The sequence below is a fragment of the Mediterraneibacter hominis genome (assembly GCF_014287475.1).
GTDB classification, from domain to species: Bacteria; Bacillota; Clostridia; order Lachnospirales; family Lachnospiraceae; genus Mediterraneibacter; species Mediterraneibacter hominis.
In genome coordinates, this window is the sequence record NZ_JACOPF010000002.1 from 217,396 (window position 1) to 239,087 (window position 21,692).

The 21,692-nt window shown below is 45.4% G+C and carries 25 protein-coding genes; all 25 read left to right on the forward strand.

Annotated features, from left to right (window positions below):
• The first annotated feature begins 8 nt into the window (after nt 1-8).
• The 25 genes from fliO (at nt 9) to H8S37_RS10635 (ending at nt 21,684) form a co-directional block, all read left to right on the forward strand.
• Complete coding sequence (gene fliO / locus H8S37_RS10515) at nt 9-353, forward strand: flagellar biosynthetic protein FliO (RefSeq protein WP_186876021.1); 345 nt, start codon at nt 9-11, stop codon at nt 351-353.
• Nucleotides 346-1,008, forward strand: coding sequence for a flagellar type III secretion system pore protein FliP (fliP, locus tag H8S37_RS10520; RefSeq protein WP_186876022.1), 663 nt, complete (start codon nt 346-348; stop codon nt 1,006-1,008). Before fliO ends, fliP begins: the two co-directional genes overlap by 8 nt.
• 20 nt (nt 1,009-1,028) lie before the next feature.
• Nucleotides 1,029-1,289: a flagellar biosynthetic protein FliQ gene (locus H8S37_RS10525; protein ID WP_279287375.1), complete on the forward strand. Its 261-nt coding sequence runs from the start codon at nt 1,029-1,031 to the stop codon at nt 1,287-1,289.
• A gap of 10 nt (nt 1,290-1,299) precedes the next feature.
• Nucleotides 1,300-2,085, forward strand: a complete 786-nt coding sequence (locus H8S37_RS10530; protein ID WP_186876024.1) for a flagellar biosynthetic protein FliR — start codon at nt 1,300-1,302, stop codon at nt 2,083-2,085.
• A gap of 12 nt (nt 2,086-2,097) precedes the next feature.
• Complete coding sequence (gene flhB, locus H8S37_RS10535; RefSeq protein WP_186876025.1) at nt 2,098-3,159, forward strand: flagellar biosynthesis protein FlhB; 1,062 nt, start codon at nt 2,098-2,100, stop codon at nt 3,157-3,159.
• 3 nt (nt 3,160-3,162) lie between these two features.
• Nucleotides 3,163-5,229, forward strand: a complete 2,067-nt coding sequence (gene flhA / locus H8S37_RS10540; RefSeq protein ID WP_186876026.1) for a flagellar biosynthesis protein FlhA — start codon at nt 3,163-3,165, stop codon at nt 5,227-5,229.
• Nucleotides 5,230-5,252: 23 nt separating this feature from the next.
• Nucleotides 5,253-6,038 (forward strand): sigma-70 family RNA polymerase sigma factor, encoded by a 786-nt coding sequence (locus tag H8S37_RS10545; RefSeq protein WP_186876027.1) that lies wholly within the window; start codon nt 5,253-5,255, stop codon nt 6,036-6,038.
• A 17-nt stretch (nt 6,039-6,055) separates the two neighbouring features.
• A complete protein-coding gene (locus tag H8S37_RS10550) occupies nt 6,056-6,811 on the forward strand; it encodes a flagellar hook-basal body protein (RefSeq protein ID WP_186876028.1) in 756 nt (251 codons plus the stop codon).
• 15 nt (nt 6,812-6,826) lie between these two features.
• Entirely contained in the window at nt 6,827-7,537 is a 711-nt protein-coding gene (locus H8S37_RS10555) for a flagellar hook-basal body protein (protein WP_186876029.1), read from the forward strand.
• Between the two features lie 15 nt (nt 7,538-7,552).
• Complete coding sequence (locus tag H8S37_RS10560; protein WP_186876030.1) at nt 7,553-8,188, forward strand: chemotaxis protein CheC; 636 nt, start codon at nt 7,553-7,555, stop codon at nt 8,186-8,188.
• The gene (locus H8S37_RS10565; RefSeq protein ID WP_186876031.1) at nt 8,172-8,648 is read left to right on the forward strand and encodes a chemotaxis protein CheD; all 477 of its coding nucleotides are present in this window, start codon (nt 8,172-8,174) and stop codon (nt 8,646-8,648) included. The genes H8S37_RS10560 and H8S37_RS10565 overlap by 17 nt, the downstream gene beginning before the upstream one ends.
• A 27-nt stretch (nt 8,649-8,675) precedes the next feature.
• Entirely contained in the window at nt 8,676-9,599 is a 924-nt protein-coding gene (locus tag H8S37_RS10570) for a chemotaxis protein (protein WP_186876032.1), read from the forward strand.
• Complete coding sequence (locus tag H8S37_RS10575) at nt 9,596-10,903, forward strand: EAL and HDOD domain-containing protein (protein ID WP_186876033.1); 1,308 nt, start codon at nt 9,596-9,598, stop codon at nt 10,901-10,903. The genes H8S37_RS10570 and H8S37_RS10575 overlap by 4 nt, the downstream gene beginning before the upstream one ends.
• 29 nt (nt 10,904-10,932) lie before the next feature.
• Nucleotides 10,933-11,697 (forward strand): ParA family protein, encoded by a 765-nt coding sequence (locus H8S37_RS10580; protein ID WP_186876034.1) that lies wholly within the window; start codon nt 10,933-10,935, stop codon nt 11,695-11,697.
• A gap of 15 nt (nt 11,698-11,712) precedes the next feature.
• A complete protein-coding gene (locus tag H8S37_RS10585; protein ID WP_186876035.1) occupies nt 11,713-12,327 on the forward strand; it encodes a late competence development ComFB family protein in 615 nt (204 codons plus the stop codon).
• Between the two features lie 94 nt (nt 12,328-12,421).
• Complete coding sequence (fliD, locus tag H8S37_RS10590) at nt 12,422-14,848, forward strand: flagellar filament capping protein FliD (protein ID WP_186876036.1); 2,427 nt, start codon at nt 12,422-12,424, stop codon at nt 14,846-14,848.
• Nucleotides 14,849-14,868: 20 nt separating this feature from the next.
• Nucleotides 14,869-15,240, forward strand: coding sequence for a flagellar export chaperone FliS (gene fliS, locus H8S37_RS10595; RefSeq protein WP_186876037.1), 372 nt, complete (start codon nt 14,869-14,871; stop codon nt 15,238-15,240).
• The gene (locus tag H8S37_RS10600) at nt 15,237-15,638 is read left to right on the forward strand and encodes a hypothetical protein (RefSeq protein ID WP_186876038.1); all 402 of its coding nucleotides are present in this window, start codon (nt 15,237-15,239) and stop codon (nt 15,636-15,638) included. Before fliS ends, H8S37_RS10600 begins: the two co-directional genes overlap by 4 nt.
• Nucleotides 15,639-15,718: 80 nt before the next feature.
• Entirely contained in the window at nt 15,719-16,462 is a 744-nt protein-coding gene (locus H8S37_RS10605) for a cell division ATP-binding protein FtsE (protein WP_186876039.1), read from the forward strand.
• Nucleotides 16,440-17,591 carry a nucleotidyltransferase family protein gene (locus tag H8S37_RS10610; RefSeq protein WP_186876040.1) on the forward strand — a complete coding sequence of 384 codons (1,152 nt, stop codon included), beginning with the start codon at nt 16,440-16,442 and terminating at the stop codon, nt 17,589-17,591. Before H8S37_RS10605 ends, H8S37_RS10610 begins: the two co-directional genes overlap by 23 nt.
• A 107-nt stretch (nt 17,592-17,698) precedes the next feature.
• Nucleotides 17,699-18,019, forward strand: a complete 321-nt coding sequence (locus H8S37_RS10615) for a flagellar biosynthesis anti-sigma factor FlgM (protein ID WP_186876041.1) — start codon at nt 17,699-17,701, stop codon at nt 18,017-18,019.
• On the forward strand, nt 18,016-18,465 hold the full coding sequence (gene flgN / locus H8S37_RS10620; protein ID WP_186876042.1) for a flagellar export chaperone FlgN: 450 nt from the start codon (nt 18,016-18,018) through the stop codon (nt 18,463-18,465). The genes H8S37_RS10615 and flgN overlap by 4 nt, the downstream gene beginning before the upstream one ends.
• Nucleotides 18,466-18,486: 21 nt before the next feature.
• Nucleotides 18,487-20,025, forward strand: a complete 1,539-nt coding sequence (flgK, locus tag H8S37_RS10625) for a flagellar hook-associated protein FlgK (RefSeq protein ID WP_186876043.1) — start codon at nt 18,487-18,489, stop codon at nt 20,023-20,025.
• A gap of 12 nt (nt 20,026-20,037) precedes the next feature.
• Complete coding sequence (locus H8S37_RS10630) at nt 20,038-21,042, forward strand: flagellin N-terminal helical domain-containing protein (protein ID WP_186876044.1); 1,005 nt, start codon at nt 20,038-20,040, stop codon at nt 21,040-21,042.
• Nucleotides 21,043-21,063: 21 nt separating this feature from the next.
• Nucleotides 21,064-21,684 (forward strand): DUF6470 family protein, encoded by a 621-nt coding sequence (locus tag H8S37_RS10635; RefSeq protein ID WP_186876045.1) that lies wholly within the window; start codon nt 21,064-21,066, stop codon nt 21,682-21,684.
• The last annotated feature ends 8 nt before the right edge of the window (nt 21,685-21,692 follow it).

The window sequence follows — 21,692 nt, forward strand, 5'->3', positions numbered from 1 at the left end:
CAAAGGGAATGGAAATACTGACTGCAGCAGGAACAATGGCAGTAGTCGCCGCTGTATTATTCCTGGCATGGTGGTGTACAAGAAAGCTTGCCGGAGGATCGGCGTACAGGGGACAGTCCAGGTATATGAAGGTGATTGACCGGGTGGCGGTCGCGCAGGACAGAAGTATCATACTGATACAGACAGGACAGAAGATATACATGGCGGGCGTTGCGTCCTCGGAAATTACACTGCTGGCCGAGATAGAGGAAGATGATTTAGTTCCGATTACCGGACAGACGGAGTCACCTTTTCAGGACGTCAGCTTTAAAGAGCTGATTCAAAAGGTGGGAGGCAAGAAAAAAAATGGATAATAATTCCTTTATTAATATTAATGGAAATGGCGTTCCTACACTGGAAATTTTAGCGTTGATGACAATTATCATGCTTTTGCCGTCGCTCTTAATTATGATGACTTCTTTTACAAGAATTCTGATTATTCTTTCTTTTACAAGAAACGCGCTTGGCATCCAGCAGACGCCGCCCAATATGGTGCTGGTCGGGATTTCACTGTTTCTGACGCTGTTTATTATGAGTCCGGTTATAGCAGATATTAATACGAACGCCTATCAGCCCTATACGCAAGGCATGCTGACCCAGGAGGAGGCGCTGGACGCGGCGAAAGTTCCGATGAAGGAATTTATGCTTAAGCAGACAGAGGTGGACACACTGGACATGTATTTAAGCTTCGCAGGTATGGAGCAGACAACGGCGGTGGAGGAAATTCCTATGACAGTTGTTGTTCCGGCGTTTATGACCAGCGAGCTGGAACGGGGATTTATGGCGGGCTTTCTGATTTACATTCCGTTTCTTCTGATTGATATTATTGTTTCCAGTGTGCTGATGTCGATGGGAATGATTATGCTTCCTCCGGCGACTATCGCGCTTCCGTTTAAGCTTTTACTATTTGTTACGGTAAACGGATGGGAGCTTCTATTTTCCTCTATTGTCAAAAGTTTTAATTATTAGTTGAGAGAAGGTAGCTTATGCTGACAACAGGTGAAATTAATGACTTGATGTACCAGGTATTTATTCTGGCAGTACAAATCGGCGGCCCCGTACTTCTCATAAGTATGGCGGTAGGCGTGTTCGTTTCTATTCTCCAGGCAGCGACGCAGATTCACGAACAGACCTTGACATTTTTGCCAAAGCTCGTAGTGATTGGCTGTATTCTCGTAATTACGGGAAGCTCTATGCTGCAGCGTTTACAAGAATTAGTAGAACAGGTCTGCCGTATGATAGCAGGATAGGAGAGACGGTATGTTAATTGCAGGGACACCTCAGTTTTTACTGTTCTGTCTGATTCTGATGCGGATGTCCGGTTTTATTTTCCTAAATCCAGTATTGGGCAGAAGAAATATGCCCGCGCTTTTCAGAACAGGACTTGTGCTGACGCTGACATGGATTATATATACGGTGGAGAGCACGCTGGAAATCACCTTGCCGCAGAGCGTATATCCTGTGGAATTTGGACTATTGCTTTTAAAAGAGTTTGCCGTCGGGTATATCCTGGGATTTGTAATGGTTCTTTTTGATTATGTTATGACAAACGCAGGATCGGTGATTGACTTCCAGATGGGTCTGGCTATGGCGACCGTATATGATCCACAGAACGGCACGCAGACTGCCGTTACAGGCAAGGTGCTTGAGACCTATTTTTTACTGCTTTTTTTTGCGGTGGACGGGCATTTGGCGCTGATAAAAATACTGCTTACCTCGTCGGAGCTTGTACCATACGGGGCAGCGGCGCTGGGACAGCTGCAGGCGAACGCCCTTGTCACCTTGTTTACAGAATGTACGGCGCTTTCTGTAAAGCTTGCTTTTCCGGTGATTGCGATTGAGTTTCTGACAGAGATTGCTGTGGGAATGTTGATTAAGATTATACCGCAGATTAACCTGTTTGTACTAAATATTGAATTGAAAGTGGTTGTGGGGATACTGGTACTGCTTCTTTTAATATCCCCCGTAGGAGAATATATTGGGACGCTCATTTCACAGATGATAACAGAAATACAAGAAATACTGGCGATTACAGCCGCGGCATAAGGAGTGAGGAAATTGGCGGCAGACTCAAAGACAGAGAAGGCCACCCCGAAGAAACGGCGGGATGAACGGAAAGAAGGAAATATATTTTTCAGCGCGGATATTGTAAGCGTGGCGGGCGTATTCGGCACCTTTTATTCCATGAAGCTGTTATTTCCGGGGATCTATGATACGGTCAGCCGGTTCATGGAGAAGTTTCTCACTCTGGGAGGCGGGACAACCGCCGCATCTAAAGACACGCTTGCCGCGATTTTTCCGGAGTTTATATCGGCGCTTATAAAGGCGGGGCTTCCCATCATGCTGATTAGCGTAAGCCTTGCTATTGTCGCGACGGGAGCGCAGACGAAGTTTTTGTTTACGGCAAAAAAGTTTCGGCCAAAGCTTCGCAACATCAGTCCTATTCAGGGAATTAAGAAATTATTTTCTCTTAGAAATGTGGTAGAGCTTATCAAGAACATTATAAAGGTTATTTTGTTAAGCGTTATTTTATATACGGCATTGAAGGGAGATTTTACAGAGGTTGTCAGAACAATGGATATGGATATTAAAGTTTCGGCGGCATTTATGCTGGGACTTGCCTTGGACATGGTTCTGAAAGTAGTCCTGATATTCGCGGTGATTGCCGCGTTTGATTATATGTATCAGTGGTGGGAATATGAACGGCAGATTAAAATGTCGAAGCAGGAAGTAAAAGAAGAACTAAAGCAGACGGAAGGAAATCCGGAGATCAAAGGAAAGATCCGGGATATACAGAAACAAAGAGCGCGGATGCGTATGATGCAGGCAGTTCCGGGAGCGGACGTTATCATCAGAAATCCAACGCATTTTGCGGTAGCGCTGAAATACGATATGGAAAAAATGGCCGCGCCGGTCGTCCTTGCGAAGGGACAAGATGAGCTTGCCCTGCGGATTGTAAGGGTGGGAGAAGAAAACCAGGTGACGGTTATTGAAAATAAACAGCTGGCCAGAGGGTTATACGCCGCAGCGGAAGTCGGACAGGAGATTCCAAGAGAATACTACGGTGCGGTCGCGGAGATCCTCGTATATGTATACAGGCTGAAAGACAAGACGGAGTAGAGTATGAAGAGATTGCTGAATAATGCGGTGGCATTGTTTGTAATTACAATTATTTTATTATTGATTATTCCATTAAGTCCATTTTTACTGGACGTTATGATTATCATAAATATGGCGGTATCTATGGTGATTCTGCTGATCAGTATGAATATCAAAACTCCGCTGGAGTTTTCTATTTTCCCCTCGCTGCTTTTAATTACCACCTTATTTAGACTTGGCATTAATGTATCGTCTACGCGAAACATTCTGACCAGGCAGGGAGAGGCAGGTCAGGTTATAAAAGCGTTTGGAGATTTTGTATTGCAGGGGAATCCTGTTGTTGGTTTCATTATCTTTATTATCATCATTCTGGTACAGTTTATTGTCATCACAAAAGGTGCGGAGCGTGTCGCAGAGGTAGCGGCAAGATTTACGCTGGACGCTATGCCGGGAAAACAAATGGCGGTGGACGCGGATTTAAGCTCCGGACTGATCACAGAGGAGCAGGCGCGTAAGCGCCGTTCAGACATACAGCGCGAGGCGGATTTTTATGGCGCAATGGACGGAGCGACGAAGATAGTCAAAGGAGACGCTATTATGTCTCTGATTATTACTGCTGTGAATCTGATAGGCGGTTCTGCTATTGGGATTCTCCAGTCGGGGATGGGCTTTACAGAGGTATTATCCGTCTATTCTATCGCTACAATCGGCGACGGTCTGGTTTCCCAGATTCCGGCGCTGCTTATCTCTACGGCCACCGGTATGATTGTAACGCGTTCGGTGTCGGAGGGAAGCTTAAATACGGATGTGTCCAAACAATTCCTCGCGCAGCCGAGAGCAATTATGACAGCGGGGCTTGTGCTTCTGATTCTGTTGTTTATACCCGGTATGCCTAAGCCGCAGCTTCTGATACTGGGGGCAGGACTTATCGTTGTAGGCTGGCGGCTTTCTAAGAAGATAAAAGAGGCGGCTTACGCGGACGGGCAGCAGGAAGAAAAGAAGCGGCAGGAACCGGAGAAGGAGGAGCAGGCGCCGGAGGAATACTACAGAGACATCAACAATGTTTATTCCCTAATCGGAGTAGAGCCGATTGAAATGGAGTTTGGCTACAGCCTGATTCCGCTTGTAGACGAAGCAAGCGGTGGAAAGATGATGAATCGTATCGTTATTTTCAGAAGACAGTACGCGCAGGAGATGGGGCTTGTAATTCCGTCCATCCGGCTGCGGGACAGCGCCGCTTTGAATACAAATCAGTACCGCATCAAAATTAAAGGAGAAGAGGTAGCACGCGGAGAGATTCTTGTGGACTATTATCTGGCATTGGAGCCTTCGAACCCGGCGGGGGAAATAGACGGAATTGAAACGATTGAACCAGCTTATGGAATCCCAAGTAAGTGGATTCTGCCGGAAAATAAAGAAATGGCGGAGATATATGGGTATACGGTTATAGACCCGTTATCCGTTATGGTGACCCATCTTTCTGAGACTGTGCGCAGACACGCGTATGAGCTGCTTAACAGGCAGGAAACAGTACAACTGGCAGAGAGCTTGAAAAAGACCGCTCCAGAACTTATACAGGACAGCGTTCCGGGAATTGTCTCTTACAGCCTGCTGCAAAAGATACTTGTCGGGCTTTTAAAAGAGGGGATTCCGATCAAAGATTTGGAAACGATTCTAGATGTGGCGGCAGACGCTGTTTCTGCCGGCAACGACCTGAATATGACGGTAGAAAAAATCCGCTGTGCGTTAAAACGGACAATCACCAGAAAATTCTGCCAGGAAGGGCAGATGAAGGTGATTACTTTAGACGCGGATTTAGAACGAATGATGGTCGAAAATCTTATAAAAGGAGAAAACGGCATACAAATATCTTTGCGGCCCGATACGGTACAGCATATGATTACCCAGATTGGGGAAGAAATGAAAAAGTTTGCTGATTTGTCCAGAGAACCGGTCATTCTGACAAGCCAGGTACTCCGGTTCTATGTGTACCAGCTTTTAGAACCGATTTACCAGGGACTCTATGTGCTGTCATTCCAGGAAATTACAAATAATATTCAAATACAGGTAATTGGGAATATAAAGCCTTAAAGCGATAACAAAGAGGAAGAAAAATGAACCAGTATGACGGACAGTATAAGAGAATGACAAACGAAGAACTTTTCGATACATATCAAAAAACAAAGTCTTTAGAAATAAAACAGGAGCTTGTCATGCGGTATCTGTATGTAATAAAGACCATAGCGGTACAGATGCGGGATATATATATGAATTTTACGCAGGTGGACGACATCATACAGGAGGGAGTAGTCGCCCTTATGAATCTGATTGATAAATATGACAAAAGCAAAAACGCGAAATTTGAAACATATCTTTCCAGGAGAATGAGGGGGCTTATTATCGATATTGCGAGAAAACAGGAATGGGGTTCCAGAAATGTCAGAAAAAACATGAAAATGATAGACAACGCGACTGCTGATCTGATCTCTCAGACGGGGAAAGTTCCAGAACCAAAGAAGGTGGCAGAGTATCTTGGAATCTCCTATGAAAAATATCAGAAAATTATCGATAAAAGGAATCTTCTATCGGTTATCTCTCTGGACATGGTATTGGAGGAGGCGCAGGAAAAGAACCGCAATCCCCAGACCCCTGCGGCGGATAAGGACAAGCAGCCGGAGGACACCTATTTAAGAAAGGAACTATCCCTGGTTTTAGAAGAAGGGATAAACCAATTAAAAGAGAAAGAGAAGATTATAATTTCTTTATATTATGTCGAAGAATTAAATATGAAAGAAATCGCACAGGTGCTGGAGGTGAGTGAACCTCGCATTTCCCAGCTCCACTCGGGCGCTATAAGGAAATTAAAGAAATATATAGAGGAAGAATTTCAATTATCATAAAAGAGAGGAGAATAGATATGTTTCAAGGCTTTTATACATTGACGTCAGGCGTGCTTACACAGAACAGAAATCTGAACGTGATCAGCAATAATATGGCGAACGCGACTACGCCGGGATTTAAGTCAGACCGGTATATCATTTCAGATTTCAGAGAGGAAATGATACTGCGCACAGGAAATAAAAATAAGACAAATCCTGCAAGAATCGGAACAAAATCTATGATTATATCGGGAGCGGACGTGACGACAGACTATAGCCAGGGGGGATATTCGGTTACGTCGGGAAGTCTTGACTTCGCGCTTGGCGGAAATGGATTCTTCTGCATACAGACGGATAATGGAACCGTCTATACCAGAAACGGGAATTTCTCTCTGGACGAGGAAGGCTATCTGTGTCTGCCTACGGTAGGGAGAGTGCTTGGTACAGACGGCCCGATTCGGCTGGGAACAGACCGTATTACCGCCGACAGAGCGGGGAATCTCTACAGCGAGGACGGGGAGGTTCTGTTCGGACGCCTTATGGTTGTAGACTTTCAGGATTACGATACGCAGTTAACCAAAGAGAACGGGAATGTATTCCGGGCGACAGGCAACGCGGTACCGGTAGAAGTGCAGATACAGTGGAAGGCATTAGAAAATTCAAATGCGGATCCAATCGATCAGATGACGAGAATGATGGCGGGACAGCGCGCATTGCAGAGCTCCGCCCAGGTTATGAAAATGTACGACCAGCTGATCAGTAAAATGGTATCGCAATTAGGGCCTACGGCATAAAAAGGAGGATACAGAATGGATACATCATTTTATACTGCTGTGCGCGGCGCAAGGACACAGCAGACACATCTGGATATTATTGCGAATAATATCGCGAATGTAAACACAACAGGGTATAAGACAAAAAGGGCGGGTTTTCTAGACTTAATGTATTATAATATGCACGCTCCGGAAACTACAGACACTCGCCTGCAGGCAGGAACAGGCGTGCTGACAGAACGTACGGATACAGATTTTACCACCGGAGGAATTATACAGACAGGGGGAAGATTTGATTATGCCATTTCAGGGTATGGCTTTTTTATGATACAGGATCCGCTGGATAATTCACTGACCTACACAAGAAGCGGCAGCTTCGCTTTATCCCAGCGCCAGGACGGACTGTATCTGACAGACGCACAGGGACGGCTTGTATTAGACGCGCAGAGAAATCCGATCCGCTATATAGACGGGGAACTGACAGCGGTTCCGGGGATTTTTGATTTCGTTCATACAAATGGTATGTTAAGTGTCGGAGAGAATGGATTTACACCTGTTGCAAAGAACGGGGCGGCGGTCGCGGCGGCAGATGCAGAGCTGCTGCAGGGGACGCTGGAAAATTCGAACGTAGACCTGGCGGAGGAGCTGGCAAAGGTAATCGAGTCCTCCAGGGCATATTCCTATATGCTGAAAATGGTACAGACTTCGGACGAAGTAGAACAAACAATTAACGGTTTAAGAGGCTGATAAGGAGCTCGACAGATGGAAACAAAAAGATACGATGAAATGAGTGAGAAGGAATTGGACATTATCCGCGAAGCAGCAAGCATTGGAACAGGATATGCGGCTACCTCACTGGCAGGGTTGATTGGAGAACAGGTAAGGATGACAATTCCAGAGATTAATATATTAGACTTTGACAAAACGGTGGAAAAATTAGGAGATCCAGAGGAGGGGATCGCAGCAGTACTTATGCGAATATCAGGAGAAATGGAAGGAATGATGCTCTTTCTTTTGCGGCTGGATTTTATCAATGCGGTGATTGGGAAAATGATGGGTCATACAATACAAGACTATGAGGAGCTCTCAGAATTAGAGACTTCGGCTGTGACAGAAATAGGCAATATTATTATCTCCTCTTATACAAATGCGCTTTCTATGCTTTCTGGCATGAAGATAGAGTTAAGTGTTCCGTCCGTTTCTGTCAATATGCTGGGAGGAATCTTAAGCGTTCCTATGGCTGAGTTCGGATATGTCACAGATAAGCTTATGATGATAGACGGACAGCTAAAAATAAATGAACAAAAATTAAATAGTACGCTGTTAATGCTGCCGGATGCAGATTCGCTGGACAGACTGATGAAGGAGCTGGGGGCAGTATATGAGAACGGAAATTAAAATTGGAATCGGAGATATGAAGGTACTGCGCCAGGAGGGCATCCTGATTACATATGCGCTGGGGTCTTGCATAGGCGTTACGCTGTATGATCCTATGATTAAATTAGGAGGACTTCTGCATATTATGCTGCCCCAGGCTACAGATCAGGCAGGGGCATCACCTTTTAAATTTGCAGATACAGGAGTACGGGAGATGGTTCGCAAGATGGCGGTATTTGGAGGCTCTAAGAACCGGTATATCTGCAAGATTGCGGGCGGAGCACAGATGTTTAAGATGACAGGGCCGATCGGCAATATAGGAGAACGAAATATTCTTAGTGTAAAGAAAGCATTAAGCGACGAACAAATACGGATACAAGGAGAAGACATCGGAAAGAACTATGCGAGGACTATGCTGCTGGACGTAGGCACAGGAGAAGTGAAAATACGCACGATGGGACGTCAGGAAATTATTTTATAGACAGAATGGAAAAGGAGGAAAAGAGAAATGTCAGAAACATCGATTCTGCTGGAATCCGGAACAAACGAGATAGAAATTATGGAATTTACAATTTATGGGGAATTGTATGGGATTAATGTAGCAAAGGTAAAAGAAATTATGATGTCTGATAAAGTAAAACCGATTCCTCATTCAGACCCTTCGGTAGAAGGTATATTTAAGCCGAGAGATATTATGCTGACAGTGGTGGATCTTCCGTATTATTTGACAAATAGGAAGACAGATAAGCAGGATAAAGATCTTTTTATCATTACAAATTTTAACAAGACACATATTGCTTTCAGAGTACATACAGTTGTCGGTATACGCAGGCTGTCCTGGGAGGATATACGCAAACCGGACAAAACATTAAACAGTGGCAGAGAAGAAGGCATAGCGACTGGAATTGCACAATGTGGGGAAGAACTTATCACAATTCTGGATTTCGAAAAGATTGTCGCTGAGATCGCTCCGGAAACCGGAATAAAGCTGAACGAGGTTTCTACAGCGCCGGACGGGTACCGGCATACGGAACGGATTATTTTCGCGGAGGATTCTGTACTTCTGTCGCGTATGGTTGAGCAGGCGCTGAATAAGGCAGGCTATCACAATATTGTGAAGTTCAATAACGGACGGGAAGCGTGGGACTATTTAAGCTCTGTGCGTAATGATTCGGATTTATATGATAAAGTGGGAATGGTGATTACAGATATTGAAATGCCGGAAATGGACGGCCATCATTTAACTAAGCTGGTTAAGGAGGATGAAAAATTAAAAGAAATTCCACTGATTATTTTTTCATCCCTGATTAATGAAGAAATGGAACGTAAAGGGAAAGAACTAGGTGCGGATGAACAGTTGTCTAAGCCTGAAATTGGACATCTGGTTTCTGTGATGGACGGGCTGTTTGAAAGGAGGAATAAGAAGGAATGAATCAATGTGTGGTAAGACGCGCGGTGAAAGCGGCGTCTGAGGATAAAATTATCGGGTACGAGCTTCTTTTTGAAGAAAGTGCAGCCAGTCTGTATGGAGAGAGTGAAAATGCCGCAGCAGATACAATAGCGGGCTTTTTAATGAATAACAGTAATAAGATATTCAGGGAAAAGCAGATTTTCCTAACCTTTACGCCTGCTTTACTGCTTAGAAACACGCCAAAGATATTTCAGAAGGATAAAATCATCATCCAGGTAGGAGATAATCTGATTATCCACCCGTTGGCTATGCCGATTATTGAAAAGTTCTATAAACAGGGGTATCGGTTTGCGATTAATGATTTTCAGTTTTCGCCGAAATACTTCAGCATGCTGGAATATGTGGATTATATCCGTCTGCGTATGAAAAAAGAGCTGTCGGGAAAAGAACAGAATTCTATGGAAAATATTGTGCGTATGGCGCAGGGACTTGGGAAAAAATGCATTGCCACAGATATAGATACGAAGGAAGCGTATGAGGCGGCAATACATCTTCATGTAGATTATATCGAGGGCAATTATATCGCGGAGACATTGAAGGTAAAGGAAGATAAGGTTGAGTACCTGCAGGGAAACTTTTTCCAGCTTGTTGTAGCAGTATCAAAGGATGAGCCTGATATGGCAGAAATAGAAGAAATCATCAGCAGAGATGCAGGATTGACATATACCCTTCTGAAATTAATTAATTCCGCATATTTTGCTTTGCGCAGGAGAACAGCTTCTATCAGACAGGCGATTATGACAATGGGGATTAATCAGCTGCGTCAGTGGGTGTACATGTTGAGTTTGAAAAAGGATGAAAGCGAAGGAGCGGACGAGATACTTCGTCTTTCTTTTCTGCGCGCGAAATTTGCGGAGGCGCTTGTGCAGAATACGAACATCCAGTGCATCACCCCTTCGGAGGGGTATATGATGGGACTGTTTTCCACTCTGGAATATATGGTCAATGCTCCGTTAAGCGAGGTTTTGGCAGAGATCCCTATAGGTGACAAAGTGAGGAAAGCGCTGCTGGAGGAAGAAGGAGAAGCAGGAACAATCTATAAGCTTGTGAGCTGCTACGAGAAAGCAGACTGGAAGCAATGCCAGGAAATTTCCGAGGAGATAGGGATTTCTGTTTCAAAGCTTTCACAGCTATATATCAACTGTGTAGAAGAAGTAAGCTATATATGGGAAGGACTTACTACGGAGTGCAAAAGACCGGGGGAAGAAAGTCTGTTTGCCATTGAAAAAGAAGAAGGAGAACATCTGGAGGATGTGTTGCAGTAAAAATTCGGGAAAAGAACTGGAGGAAGACAGTGGCAGTTATTATTGTATTGACAAATCAAAAGGGCGGTGTTGGGAAGACAACCTCAACAGCAGCTCTGGCTGCGGGATTGGGCAGCAAAGGATATAAAGTACTGGCTGTAGATTTAGATCCGCAGGGGAATCTGGGATTTAGCCTGGGATTGGATATTAATACACACTGTACAATTTATGAAGTATTAAAAGGTGGTATAGCGATACAGGAAGCAATTCATCAAACAGAGACCTGCGATATTATCGCGTCGAATATTCTGTTAAGCGAGGCGGAGATTGAATTCCAGAGAGAGAACAGAGAGACTCTGTTAAAAGAGAGGTTAGAAGAAGTAAAAGATAACTATGATTTTATTATCATAGATACGCCGCCGTCTCTGAACATTCTTACTTTGAATGCCTACGCGGCTTCTGATTATTTAATTATTCCGATGGCGGCGGAGATATTAAGCCTTGTAGGGTTAATACAGCTTAAGGAGACAGTAGAAGCGGTACGCGGCGGGGTGAATCCACATCTGGAAATCCTTGGAATTCTGCTTACAAAATATAATAAAAGAACCCGGCTGGCGGCAGATGTTTTAGAAATGGCAGAGACGGTAGCCGGACAGACAAAGACAACGCTGTTTCAGTCAAAGATCCGGGCAGGAGTAGCGGCAGCGGAGGCGCCGGCGCATGGAGAGAATATCTTTGCGTATGCGCCGCGCTCAAATCCCGCCAGAGATTATAAGGCATTTATCGAGGAAGTATTAAGCAGAACTGCGAAATAGAAAAGGCGGGAAAGTATGAGCAAAAAAACAAATAAAACAAATCATGTGCTGAATCTCCTTTCCGCAGGAGTAAAAGAAGAGGCGGAGGATAAAAAAACAGGGCGGGAGCCGGCAGAGGCAACAAAAGCAGAGAAAGAACCCGCAGATACAAAAAAAGTTTCCGGCGTAGCCGTGGTACGCCAGGGAAAAGACGGGATAGCAGAAACGATTAAGGACGCTTTAGAACAAGAACTAGAGGAAAAAAAGCAGGAAGAACAGGAAAAAGAGCAGATACGGAAAAAAGAGGCGGAGGCCGGCGGAACTGCGGAGGATGCCGAAGAGAAAAAAGAAATTCCAGAGAAAATAGAGGAAGAGGAATTTATCATTGTAAATGTGATGGAGCGTCTGGTCGCCGAGCGTGCGCAAGCATATATGAAGCAGTTTCAAACCTGTATGTGCGCGAGGTGCCGCGCTGATGTGACGGCGCTTTCTCTTACCGGACTGCCTGCGAAATATGTGGTCGTCAATAAAAACGCGGTGTCTCCACTGATGAATTTTTACATGGTGAAGTATGCCGGAAGGATTACAGTAGAAGTGACGAAAGCGTGCATGGCGGTGCAGGCGAATCCACATCATAAGAAAGATAAATGAGCCACGCGGACAGTATTAAATAAAACAGGTATTCTGCCGATATATATATTAAGAGACTTGAAAACGATAGTATGAAGAAAAGGAGAGAGGGATTATGTCGACAATCGGAGGACTTTCATCATCCACATCCACAAGCGCTTTAAGAGGCTACGGCGGACTCGCCAGCGGACTTGACAGAGACACCTTGATCGAACAGCTTACCGCCGGAACACAGGCGAAGATAGATAAAAAGAACCAGGCAAAGACAAGCCTGCAGTGGGAGCAGGAAGCAATTCGGGCGATTACGGACAAGATATACGATTTTACGAATAAGTACGCGTCGTATTCCTCGTCGGACAATCTGCTGGGTTCTTCTCTGTTCAGCCGTACGGATATCTCTGTAAACGGGGCAAACGGGAAGTATATCAGCGTAAGCGGTTCTACGCAGACATCAGATCTTCTGACCGTTCTGGGCGTAAAACAGCTTGCACAGAAGGCTTCCGCGACCAGCAATAATAACGCTTCCGACGGGAAACTGACTATGGGCAGTATTTCAGATGATCTGTCTGCCAAAACAGATGTCAATATGGTGGGCGGCGAAAAGATCTATATCAAATACGGCAATACAAGCTATACGATAGAGCTGGGCAGGGGCACAGATGAGGACGGCAACAAATATGAATACGATACGCCTGAACAGATCGCTGAGTCCTTTAACAAAGCGCTAGGAGAGGTTTCGATCGGAAATGACAAGACGCTGGCGGACGTCATGAGTATGGAAGCAGATGGTGGCAAGCTGAAGCTCACCAATAAGGACGCAGCAGGCAATAACCTTGAATTGACAGGCGGGACAGGGGACGTGCTGGTAAATCTCGGATTCCTCAATAAGGGAGAAGATATCAGCAAACTGGACGACAACAGAAAGGTGATAGAGACAGGCAAGAGCTTGACCGCGGTGAATGAGGATACGGCGGTACAGAAAAAAACGATTAAGGAGCAGTTGGCGGGGCAGTCGATCAGCTTTTCCTATAACGGAACAGTGAAATGGATTGAGTTGCCGTCGGAGGCGGAGATGAAGGACTGGACCTCAATGGAAGATGTCAAGGAGTATCTCCAGAAGGAATTGGACGACACATTTGGACGTGGAAGAATTGCAGTGGACTTAGAACCGAAAGATCCAAAACAACCAGACGGCATACAGGTTTTAAGCTTTAGGACAACCCTGCCGGACGGAAGCGAAGACAATTCGTCAGTGCTCTCGATTACGGCGTCAACGGGACATTTGACTGGTGAGGATTCTCTGTTCGGTATGAAGGACGGGGAATCAAACCGTTTGAATCTGTCTGCTTCACTAAAGGACGCTGGACTGAAACATGAGTTTCATCCGGACTCGACAGGTAAGAAGCCACTGCTGAAAATTAACGACAAGGTAATTGAAGGGATTGATGAAAACAGTACGATCCAGGAGATCATAAACGCGGTGAACAACAGCGACGCGGGTGTGATCATGTCCTATCAGGAGAATACAGACCGGTTTGTGATCACGGCTGTACAAAATGGGGCGAGCGGACAGGTAGAGATCGAGGGAACCGTTGCGGAGGCATTGTTCGGTACAAAGAAGGAGGGAGAACCGGATATAACGGTAACAGCGGGAAAGGACGCCGTGATCGCCGTACAGTATGCCGGGAGCAATACGGTAACAGAGATTACAAGAGATTCCAATACAATCACGGTAGACGGATTAAATATTACCGTAAATGGAACATTCGGCTATGATGAAGAGGGAAACAGAATTGAAGAGACAGAAGCAGTTACCTTTACAGCAAAGGCGGACATAGAAAAGACAGTAGAGACAGTAAAACAGATGATAGAGGATTTCAATGAGCTCCTTAAGCTGGTCAATGATGAGGTAAGCACAAAGCCAAACCGCGATTACGCTCCGCTTACCGCCTCTCAGAAAAAGGAACTGAGCGAGAATGAAATCGAGGTATGGGAAAAGGAAGCAAAAAAAGGTCTCCTATTTAATGATACAGATATAAGAGGGCTGACGGACGCGCTGCGTTTCGCGATACCAGATAATCTGCGCGCCGGATTGGAAGAGATAGGGATCACTGTTTCAACGAATTACGCGGACAATGGGAAGTTGACCTTTGATGAGAGCAAATTTAAGGCCGCGTTAGAAGCCAACCCGGAAAAGGTAAGAGAGTTGTTTTCTGCTAGCGCTGGAACAGATGAAGACGGCAATCCGATCAAAGGCGGACTGATGACGAACATGAAAACGATCATGGACAAGTATGCTTCAATGACGGGCGCTACGAAAGGAATCCTCGTGGAGCGCGCAGGTTCCGAACACTCCCTGACAAGTGTGTTAAATAATAGTATTCTTGATCAGATAAATGAAATAGAAGATCAGATAGAAAGATTGACGACGCAGCTTGTGACAGAACAGGATCGCTATATCTCCCAGTTTACCTCCCTGGAGACACTAATTTCCCAGATGAACAGCCAGAGCAGCTGGCTTGCGCAGATGATGGGATCTTGACAGAGAAGAGAGGAATATAAATGAGTGGAAATCCATATCAGAAATATAAAGAAGAGGCGGTCATGACTATGACTCCGGGGGAAATGCTGCTTCTGCTTTATGACGAGCTGTTAAAGCGCCTGACTTTAGCAGAGCTACATCTGAATAAAGAAAATTTTAACGAATTTGAAAAGCAGGTGACCCGTTCAGAGGAAATTGTCAGATACCTAAAGGAAACACTGGATTTTCAATATCCAATCAGCAGGGAGTTATATCAGATGTATGATTTCTTTCTGGTTGAGCTAAGCAGAGCGCATGCTTCCAGAAAAAAAGAGCTGCTGCAGGAGGTACGGCGCCTTGCACAAGAACTAAGAGAGGCGTTTGGGGAAGCGGAAAAGAAGGTATCAGAATGACAGGAGAAGAATACAAGGACGGAATAGAACAGCTTTTACAGCTAGTCCAGAGAGAATACAGACAGATAAATGAAATCAGAGAACTGACAGAGGAGTTGACAGAAGCCTTCGGCAGGGACGATCAGGTTTCTGTGCAGATGCTTTTGAAAATGAGAGGAAATTCCATGTCGGAGGCTGACAAAGTAAAAAAACAAAAGAACATGATTTTGTCAGCGCTGGGTGGGAACGAACGTATACAGAAGCTTATAAACGGAGAGCATATATCCGGCATGACAGAGACAGAAAAACGGATCTGCATGATTGCGGCGGGAAAAAAGGAAACGCTGGCAAAAGCAGTAGAATTGGATAGATACATCAACAGGCGGATAACAGGAGGAAAATCTTTCTACGATAAATAAAGAGAAGAAACCGGAAAACAACGGGCAGATTCCAAAAGTCTGCCGCGGGCTTTCCGGTTATTTTCGTAATGAGGAGAAGCATGGAAGCAATTATTTTTAATGAGGTAAGCAAAGTATTTGACAACGGAGAGATCGGCGTGGAGAAGTTGTCATTTCGCATAAATAGGGGGGAATTTGTTTTTATTATCGGAAGAAGCGGAGCAGGGAAAAGCACGCTTTTGAAACTAATCAGTCAGCAGATACACGCAACCTCCGGTACAATATGGGTAAACGGCAAAGATATAGCGGAGCTTACCAGAAAGGAGCTTCCTTATTTCCACAGACAGATAGGGATCATGCAGCCGGAATTCGGGCTTCTGGATGACAGAAGCCTGTTCGATAATGTAGAGCTTGCCATGAAGGCTACAGAACAGTCTGGAAAAAAGGCAAGGAGAAGAGTAACACAGATACTGAATATTATGGGAATTGGCAAAAGGGCAAAGTTTTATCCCAGAGAGGTTTCTATGGGGGAGGCGGCGCGTGCAATGCTGGCGCGTGCAATGGCAATAAACCCGTCGATTCTTCTCGCAGATGAACCAACGGCGAATTTAGATTCGGACGCAGCATGGGATATTATGTGCCTGCTGGAGGAATTGAACCGGTTGGGCGTAACGGTGATCGTGGCAAGCCATAACCAGGAATTAGTTTCTATTATGAGAAAGAGGGTTATGACACTGGCATTGGGAAAATTAGTAGCGGACGAAAAGCACGCGGTATACAACGTAATGGCGGCAGATGTGATAGAAGAAAGAAGGGTACTAAATGAACGGAGCAGGAAGATATGAGGCGGACTATTTGATTGAGCTGATATCCGGAGCGGTAAACCAGAAGGAAGTATTCTTAAGGCAGAAGCCTGTGTCCTGGCAGTGGATATATAAAATGTCGGATTATCACCATGTGTCAAATTTAGTGTACTATAAGATCCTGTGGGCGGACAGCAGAGAGATAAAAATGTGGAAGGACAAATTTGAAGAACGATACCGAACCGCGATCCGACTCCAGGAAAAGTATAAAAAAATAAAAGAAGAATTGGAAGAAGAGCTGGAGAGGAAAAAGGTGAACGCTCTCTTTCTGGGAGAAGCGGCAATTCTTCCGTATTATCCACAACCAGAGATGCGCATGCCCGAATCGTTACAGATTCTCGTAATGAAAAATGAAATGGAAAGAATCCCGTCCATTATGTATCAACTTGATTTTGAACCGGAGAGAGAGGGAGAAAAGACAGTCCCCAGGCGCTACAGGAGGATTCCAGATATAAAAGTAGAGTTCTGCGAGAAGTTGAAGTTTACAGACCCGGAGATCGAGGTTCGTTTTTCTGATTTTCCGAAAAGAGTCAAAAGAAAAGACAACAGGAAGTATATACGAGAATTAGAAGGGGAAGCGCTGTATCTGTATTTTATATGCCGGATGGCGGAAAGGTACGCGAAAGGCCAGGCAGAAATAAGGGATCTCGTAGATTTCTGGATTTTATTAAGCAAGGTTGGACATAGCCTTCCATGGAAGAGAATACAGGATGAGATCGAGATAATGGGAATAGAGGTTTTTTCAGAATATCTGGTAAAATTGGCGGGCAGGTGGTTTGGAGGACTGAGATTTCCAGAGGAGGCGGCTGTCTTTTCAGATATGCAGGCGTATATTTTTTCAAAAGGAGAAAGGGCGCGCAAGGAAAATGAAAGTATCCTGCCGCTCGTAAAAACAGTGGAGGATATTTACTACCGAGACTTAAAAAAAGAAGAACGCCAGAAACGAAGAAAATGGGAATTTCCCTCGCTAAATTATATGAAGGGCGTCTATCCGGTACTTGAAAAGTATCCGTACCTGCTGCCGGTATGCTGGGGAATCAGAAGGATGAAAAGCAGGCGATACAGCCATCGAGAGGAGAAAAAAGAGAAGAAAGAGACAAAAGAAACTTAATATTTTCCGGTATATGACGATAATTATATATAGAGAACAAGGGTACTGCTTTCCTGTGTGAGGAAGAACAAAGAATCTTGCCTTGGGAAGCAAAGGAGGCGTCGAGGATGAAGATTGGAATAGAGCATGTGATGAATATTTATGGGAAGCCTTCCATCAGGGGAAAGGAAAGCAATGTGGAACAAAGAGAAGCAGCACTGCATGGACAGCAGTTTGACCAGGTGGTTTTCACCTCATCTTCCCGCGACATAAAAGAAAAACTGTTCACAGAACAGGTAATAAAGGGGCTCAGGCAGCAGGTGCAGACAAAGAAGGATAACAGCCAGAAAATAGAACAACTGCGGGAGGCTGTCAGAGAAGGAAGATACGTACCGGACAGCAGGGAAACCGCCGCTCGTATTTTACTCATGGGAGGAAAAGAGGAATGAAAGAACTCTGTGATATTTTAAGAGAGATGACGGCACTTTTCAGAGAATTTCTTCCCCTGGAGGAGGAAAAGCTGAAAGCGGCGCAAAGAAAGCAGGTAACCTTCATTGAGGACTGTATGGGAAAGGAACAGGCGCTGCTTTTAAGGATACGCGGTCTGGAGCAAAAAAGGGAAAGCTTTCTGGGGAAGAAAGGACTGCAGGGCAGAACGTTAAGAGAGATCATAGCGGAACAGCCGGAAGAAGAGAAAAAAGAACTGGCAGAAGTTTTCGAAAAGTTCAGCAATGCAGTAAAGACATTCTCCGCTTTGAACGGAGAGGCAATGAAGCTGATACAGATAAATCTTCACGAGCTTGAGAAGGCAGCGAAAGAAAAAGAAGGAAGATCCTACGGTAAGGGTAAAGAAACAGCGGAGTCGATCCCGCATCTGACGGATCGGATTGTGTAAGAGGACAGGAGGTAAGAAAAGATGATTCGTTCAACATTCGCCGGATTTTCAACAGCACAGCTTGCTATGGCGGCAAGCCAAAAATCATTGGACGTAGTGGGACAGAACATAGCAAATATGAATACGCCGGGCTATACCAGACAGAGGCTGGATTTACAAAGTATCAGTCCCTCTGGGCACAGTCAGTGGAACAGCCTGTATTCTACTAAAGTAGGACAGGGTGTTATGATGACCTCGGTTTCCCAGATACGTGATCCTTTCCTGGACATTCAGTACCGGAATCAGCTTACCGAGACGGGAACAGCAGACGCGATGGACACAATTCTAAGCAAAATAGGAGAGGTTTTTGACGAGACGTCGAGAGACAGTATCCGCAGCGCTCTGAATAATGTGGTATCCCAGTTGGAGAATATGTCGAACGCGAATAACGCGGGACAGGACACCTCAGATAAGCTTGTCCGTTCAGCAATGGAGGTTTTACTAAATATTTTCCATGATAACGCGGAATCTGTAAAGGATATTGAAACAGAACTGATCGGCAGGTTGGAAGGAACAGAATCACAGAAAATACAATCCTATCTGGATAAAATCGTAGAATTGAACAAAGCGATTAAAAGCAGTCAGGTGATGGGAAGTCCGGCTCTGGAGCTGCAGGATCAGAGAAACAGTCTGATAGACGAACTGGCTACTTATCTCCCGATTAACATAAGCTACAAGCAGGTGGACGTAGGGGGCAATACATTTGTAGAGACTTTGAAAATTACTTTCAAGGACTCACAGGGAAATGAATACGTGCTGGTGGACGACAGCGAAAAGGCGGAGATCACAATCGGAAGCGACGAAGGGATGCCGCCGCTTAGCATCAGCATAAAGGACGCAGAAGGAAAAGAAGGAGACATAACCGATACTCTCGGAGACGGCGTGCTCAAGGGCTATGTGGATATGCTCAATAAGAGCGGAATTTATGACGGAACGGACGTTAAGGGAATCGGGTATTACGGAACATATTTTGACAACTTTGTCGATACCTTTGCAAAAACATTAAATAAGTTGAACATGGATGCCGGCGGGGGAGCGCTTTTTGAGACAAGCGACGGGAACGCTGCGTTTACGGCGGAGAATATTCGTATTTCAGAGGGATGGATGAATGGTACTGTTAAGATTGAAACCACCGCGCAGGAAGGTGCGGGGGATACGGACAACAGTTCTGCGAATGACAATGTCCTTAAGATGATTCATGCATTGACCACAGATAAATGGAAATTTACCAACGCAGACGGCGCGATTGTATTTGAGGGAAACTTTTTTGATGCGTATGACCACCTTCAGAATACGCAGGCGTCGGAGAGAAGCTCTGTGTCTACCATTTTAGAGAGTAGGGTAACGGTACTGAACCAGATCGCGAATTCGAAGGATTCTGTTTCGGGTGTTTCTCTGGACGAAGAGGTAATGAATCTGATGAAATACCAGCAGTCTTACAACGCGGCGGCGAGACTGATGACAACCCTGGATGAAGCACTGGATACGTTGATTAACAATACAGGTGTCGTAGGAAGATAGGAGGCGGAGAAGATGAGAGTTACGACCAATATGGTGATGAGAAACTATCAGAACAATTTAAACAGTACGGCAGGGGGACTGGAAATCAGCCGCAAACAGGTTGAAACGCAGAGAAGATTTTCATCTTCTTATGAGGATCCGTCCTCCGCTGCGCGGGCAGCAGTGTTGGAACGTCGTTACGCCAGAAACGCGGATTACCAGAATAACGTAGAAAATACGATGAAATGGCAGGACTGCCAGGAGGACGCGGTTATGCAGCTTGGAAAAATCACGACAACGATCGCAGAGGACTATTCGTTGAAGGCGCTTACAGACACAGCTTCAGACGTAGGAAGAGATACGTACGCGCAGGCGCTTCGGGAAATGCAGAAGTCTATGGTGCAGATATTAAACAGTAGGTACGGCGACTCCTTTGTTATGGGAGGAAATGGAGGAACGGAGGAAGCGCCCTTTGAATTGTCAGAGGACGGAAAGACGCTGCTTTACCGGGGAGTAGACGTCAATGATCCCGCGAACGCGGAGGCGCTGGAACAACTTTCTAAAGAAACCTCCTACGTAGATCTGGGATTTGGCTTAAGCTATGACCAGGACGGGGAGCTGGTGTCCTCCAGCGCGTTTGACTGCGCACTTCCTGGAATCAATGTTGTAGGTTTTGGAAAGACAGAGGAGGGAACGAGCAGGAACCTGATTCTTCTGGCAGGGCAGATGGCAGAAGTATTAGAAGCGGAAGAATTTGACAGAGAAGCATATGAAAAGTTATGGGATCAGTTTAAGGAGGGCGCTTCGGAGGTACAGGACACATCGACAGAGCTGGGAACGAAAACGCAGCTTCTGAATACGACAATGTCAAAGCTGGAAAATGAGAGCATCTCTATTCAGGAGCAGTATAACAGCCAGATTGGCATTGATCCGGCAGAGGCGATTATGAATTACTCATGGGCTATGTATTCTTATAACAGCGCTTTGAAGATAGGGACGAGTATTATCGGTCCTTCGCTGTTAGATTTTATAAAATAGTGAAAGGAAGGAGGGGCAGTTATGGAAGCACTTTTAAAGATTACCACGGTTCCGATGGAATATGAATTAAAAGTTGAACATGCCAGACTGGAACATGGGCGTAGTTCGCCGCCGCTTATTGAGACAGACAGACATAGAGGCGGACTTCGCATGCGCAGCCGTCCCGCCCGCCTGAAGCTGGATACCTATGAGGCGCGGAACTCAGTTGTCCCGACGACAAAAAATGCGATTTACCAGGCAGCGCAGAGAGGAATGGAGGCAGCCGGGAATACCGCGCAGATGTATGCCAGAGAGATGGCGCAGATGCAGTGGTCAAAGCCCGGAGAAGGAGGCAGAATGCTGCATCAGATATTTACACAGAGAATGGAGATGCCGGACGGACAGTTTGAGATGAAATTCATTCCGACGACAGGCGCGCAGGTATCGTATCAAAAAGGGGAATTGTCTACAGAGTATCAGATGGACAGACTGACATTTAACTTAAAGCTCAACAACGGAACAGTTGAGTTTATTCCGGGCAGCATAGAGATGATTATTACCCAGTATCCGGACGTACAGATCGAATATATGGGTAAGCCCCTTTATGTACCGCCGAGTGCGGCAGAACATTTTACAGGCGGCACGATGGATAAGACAGCGTGACCGCAGCG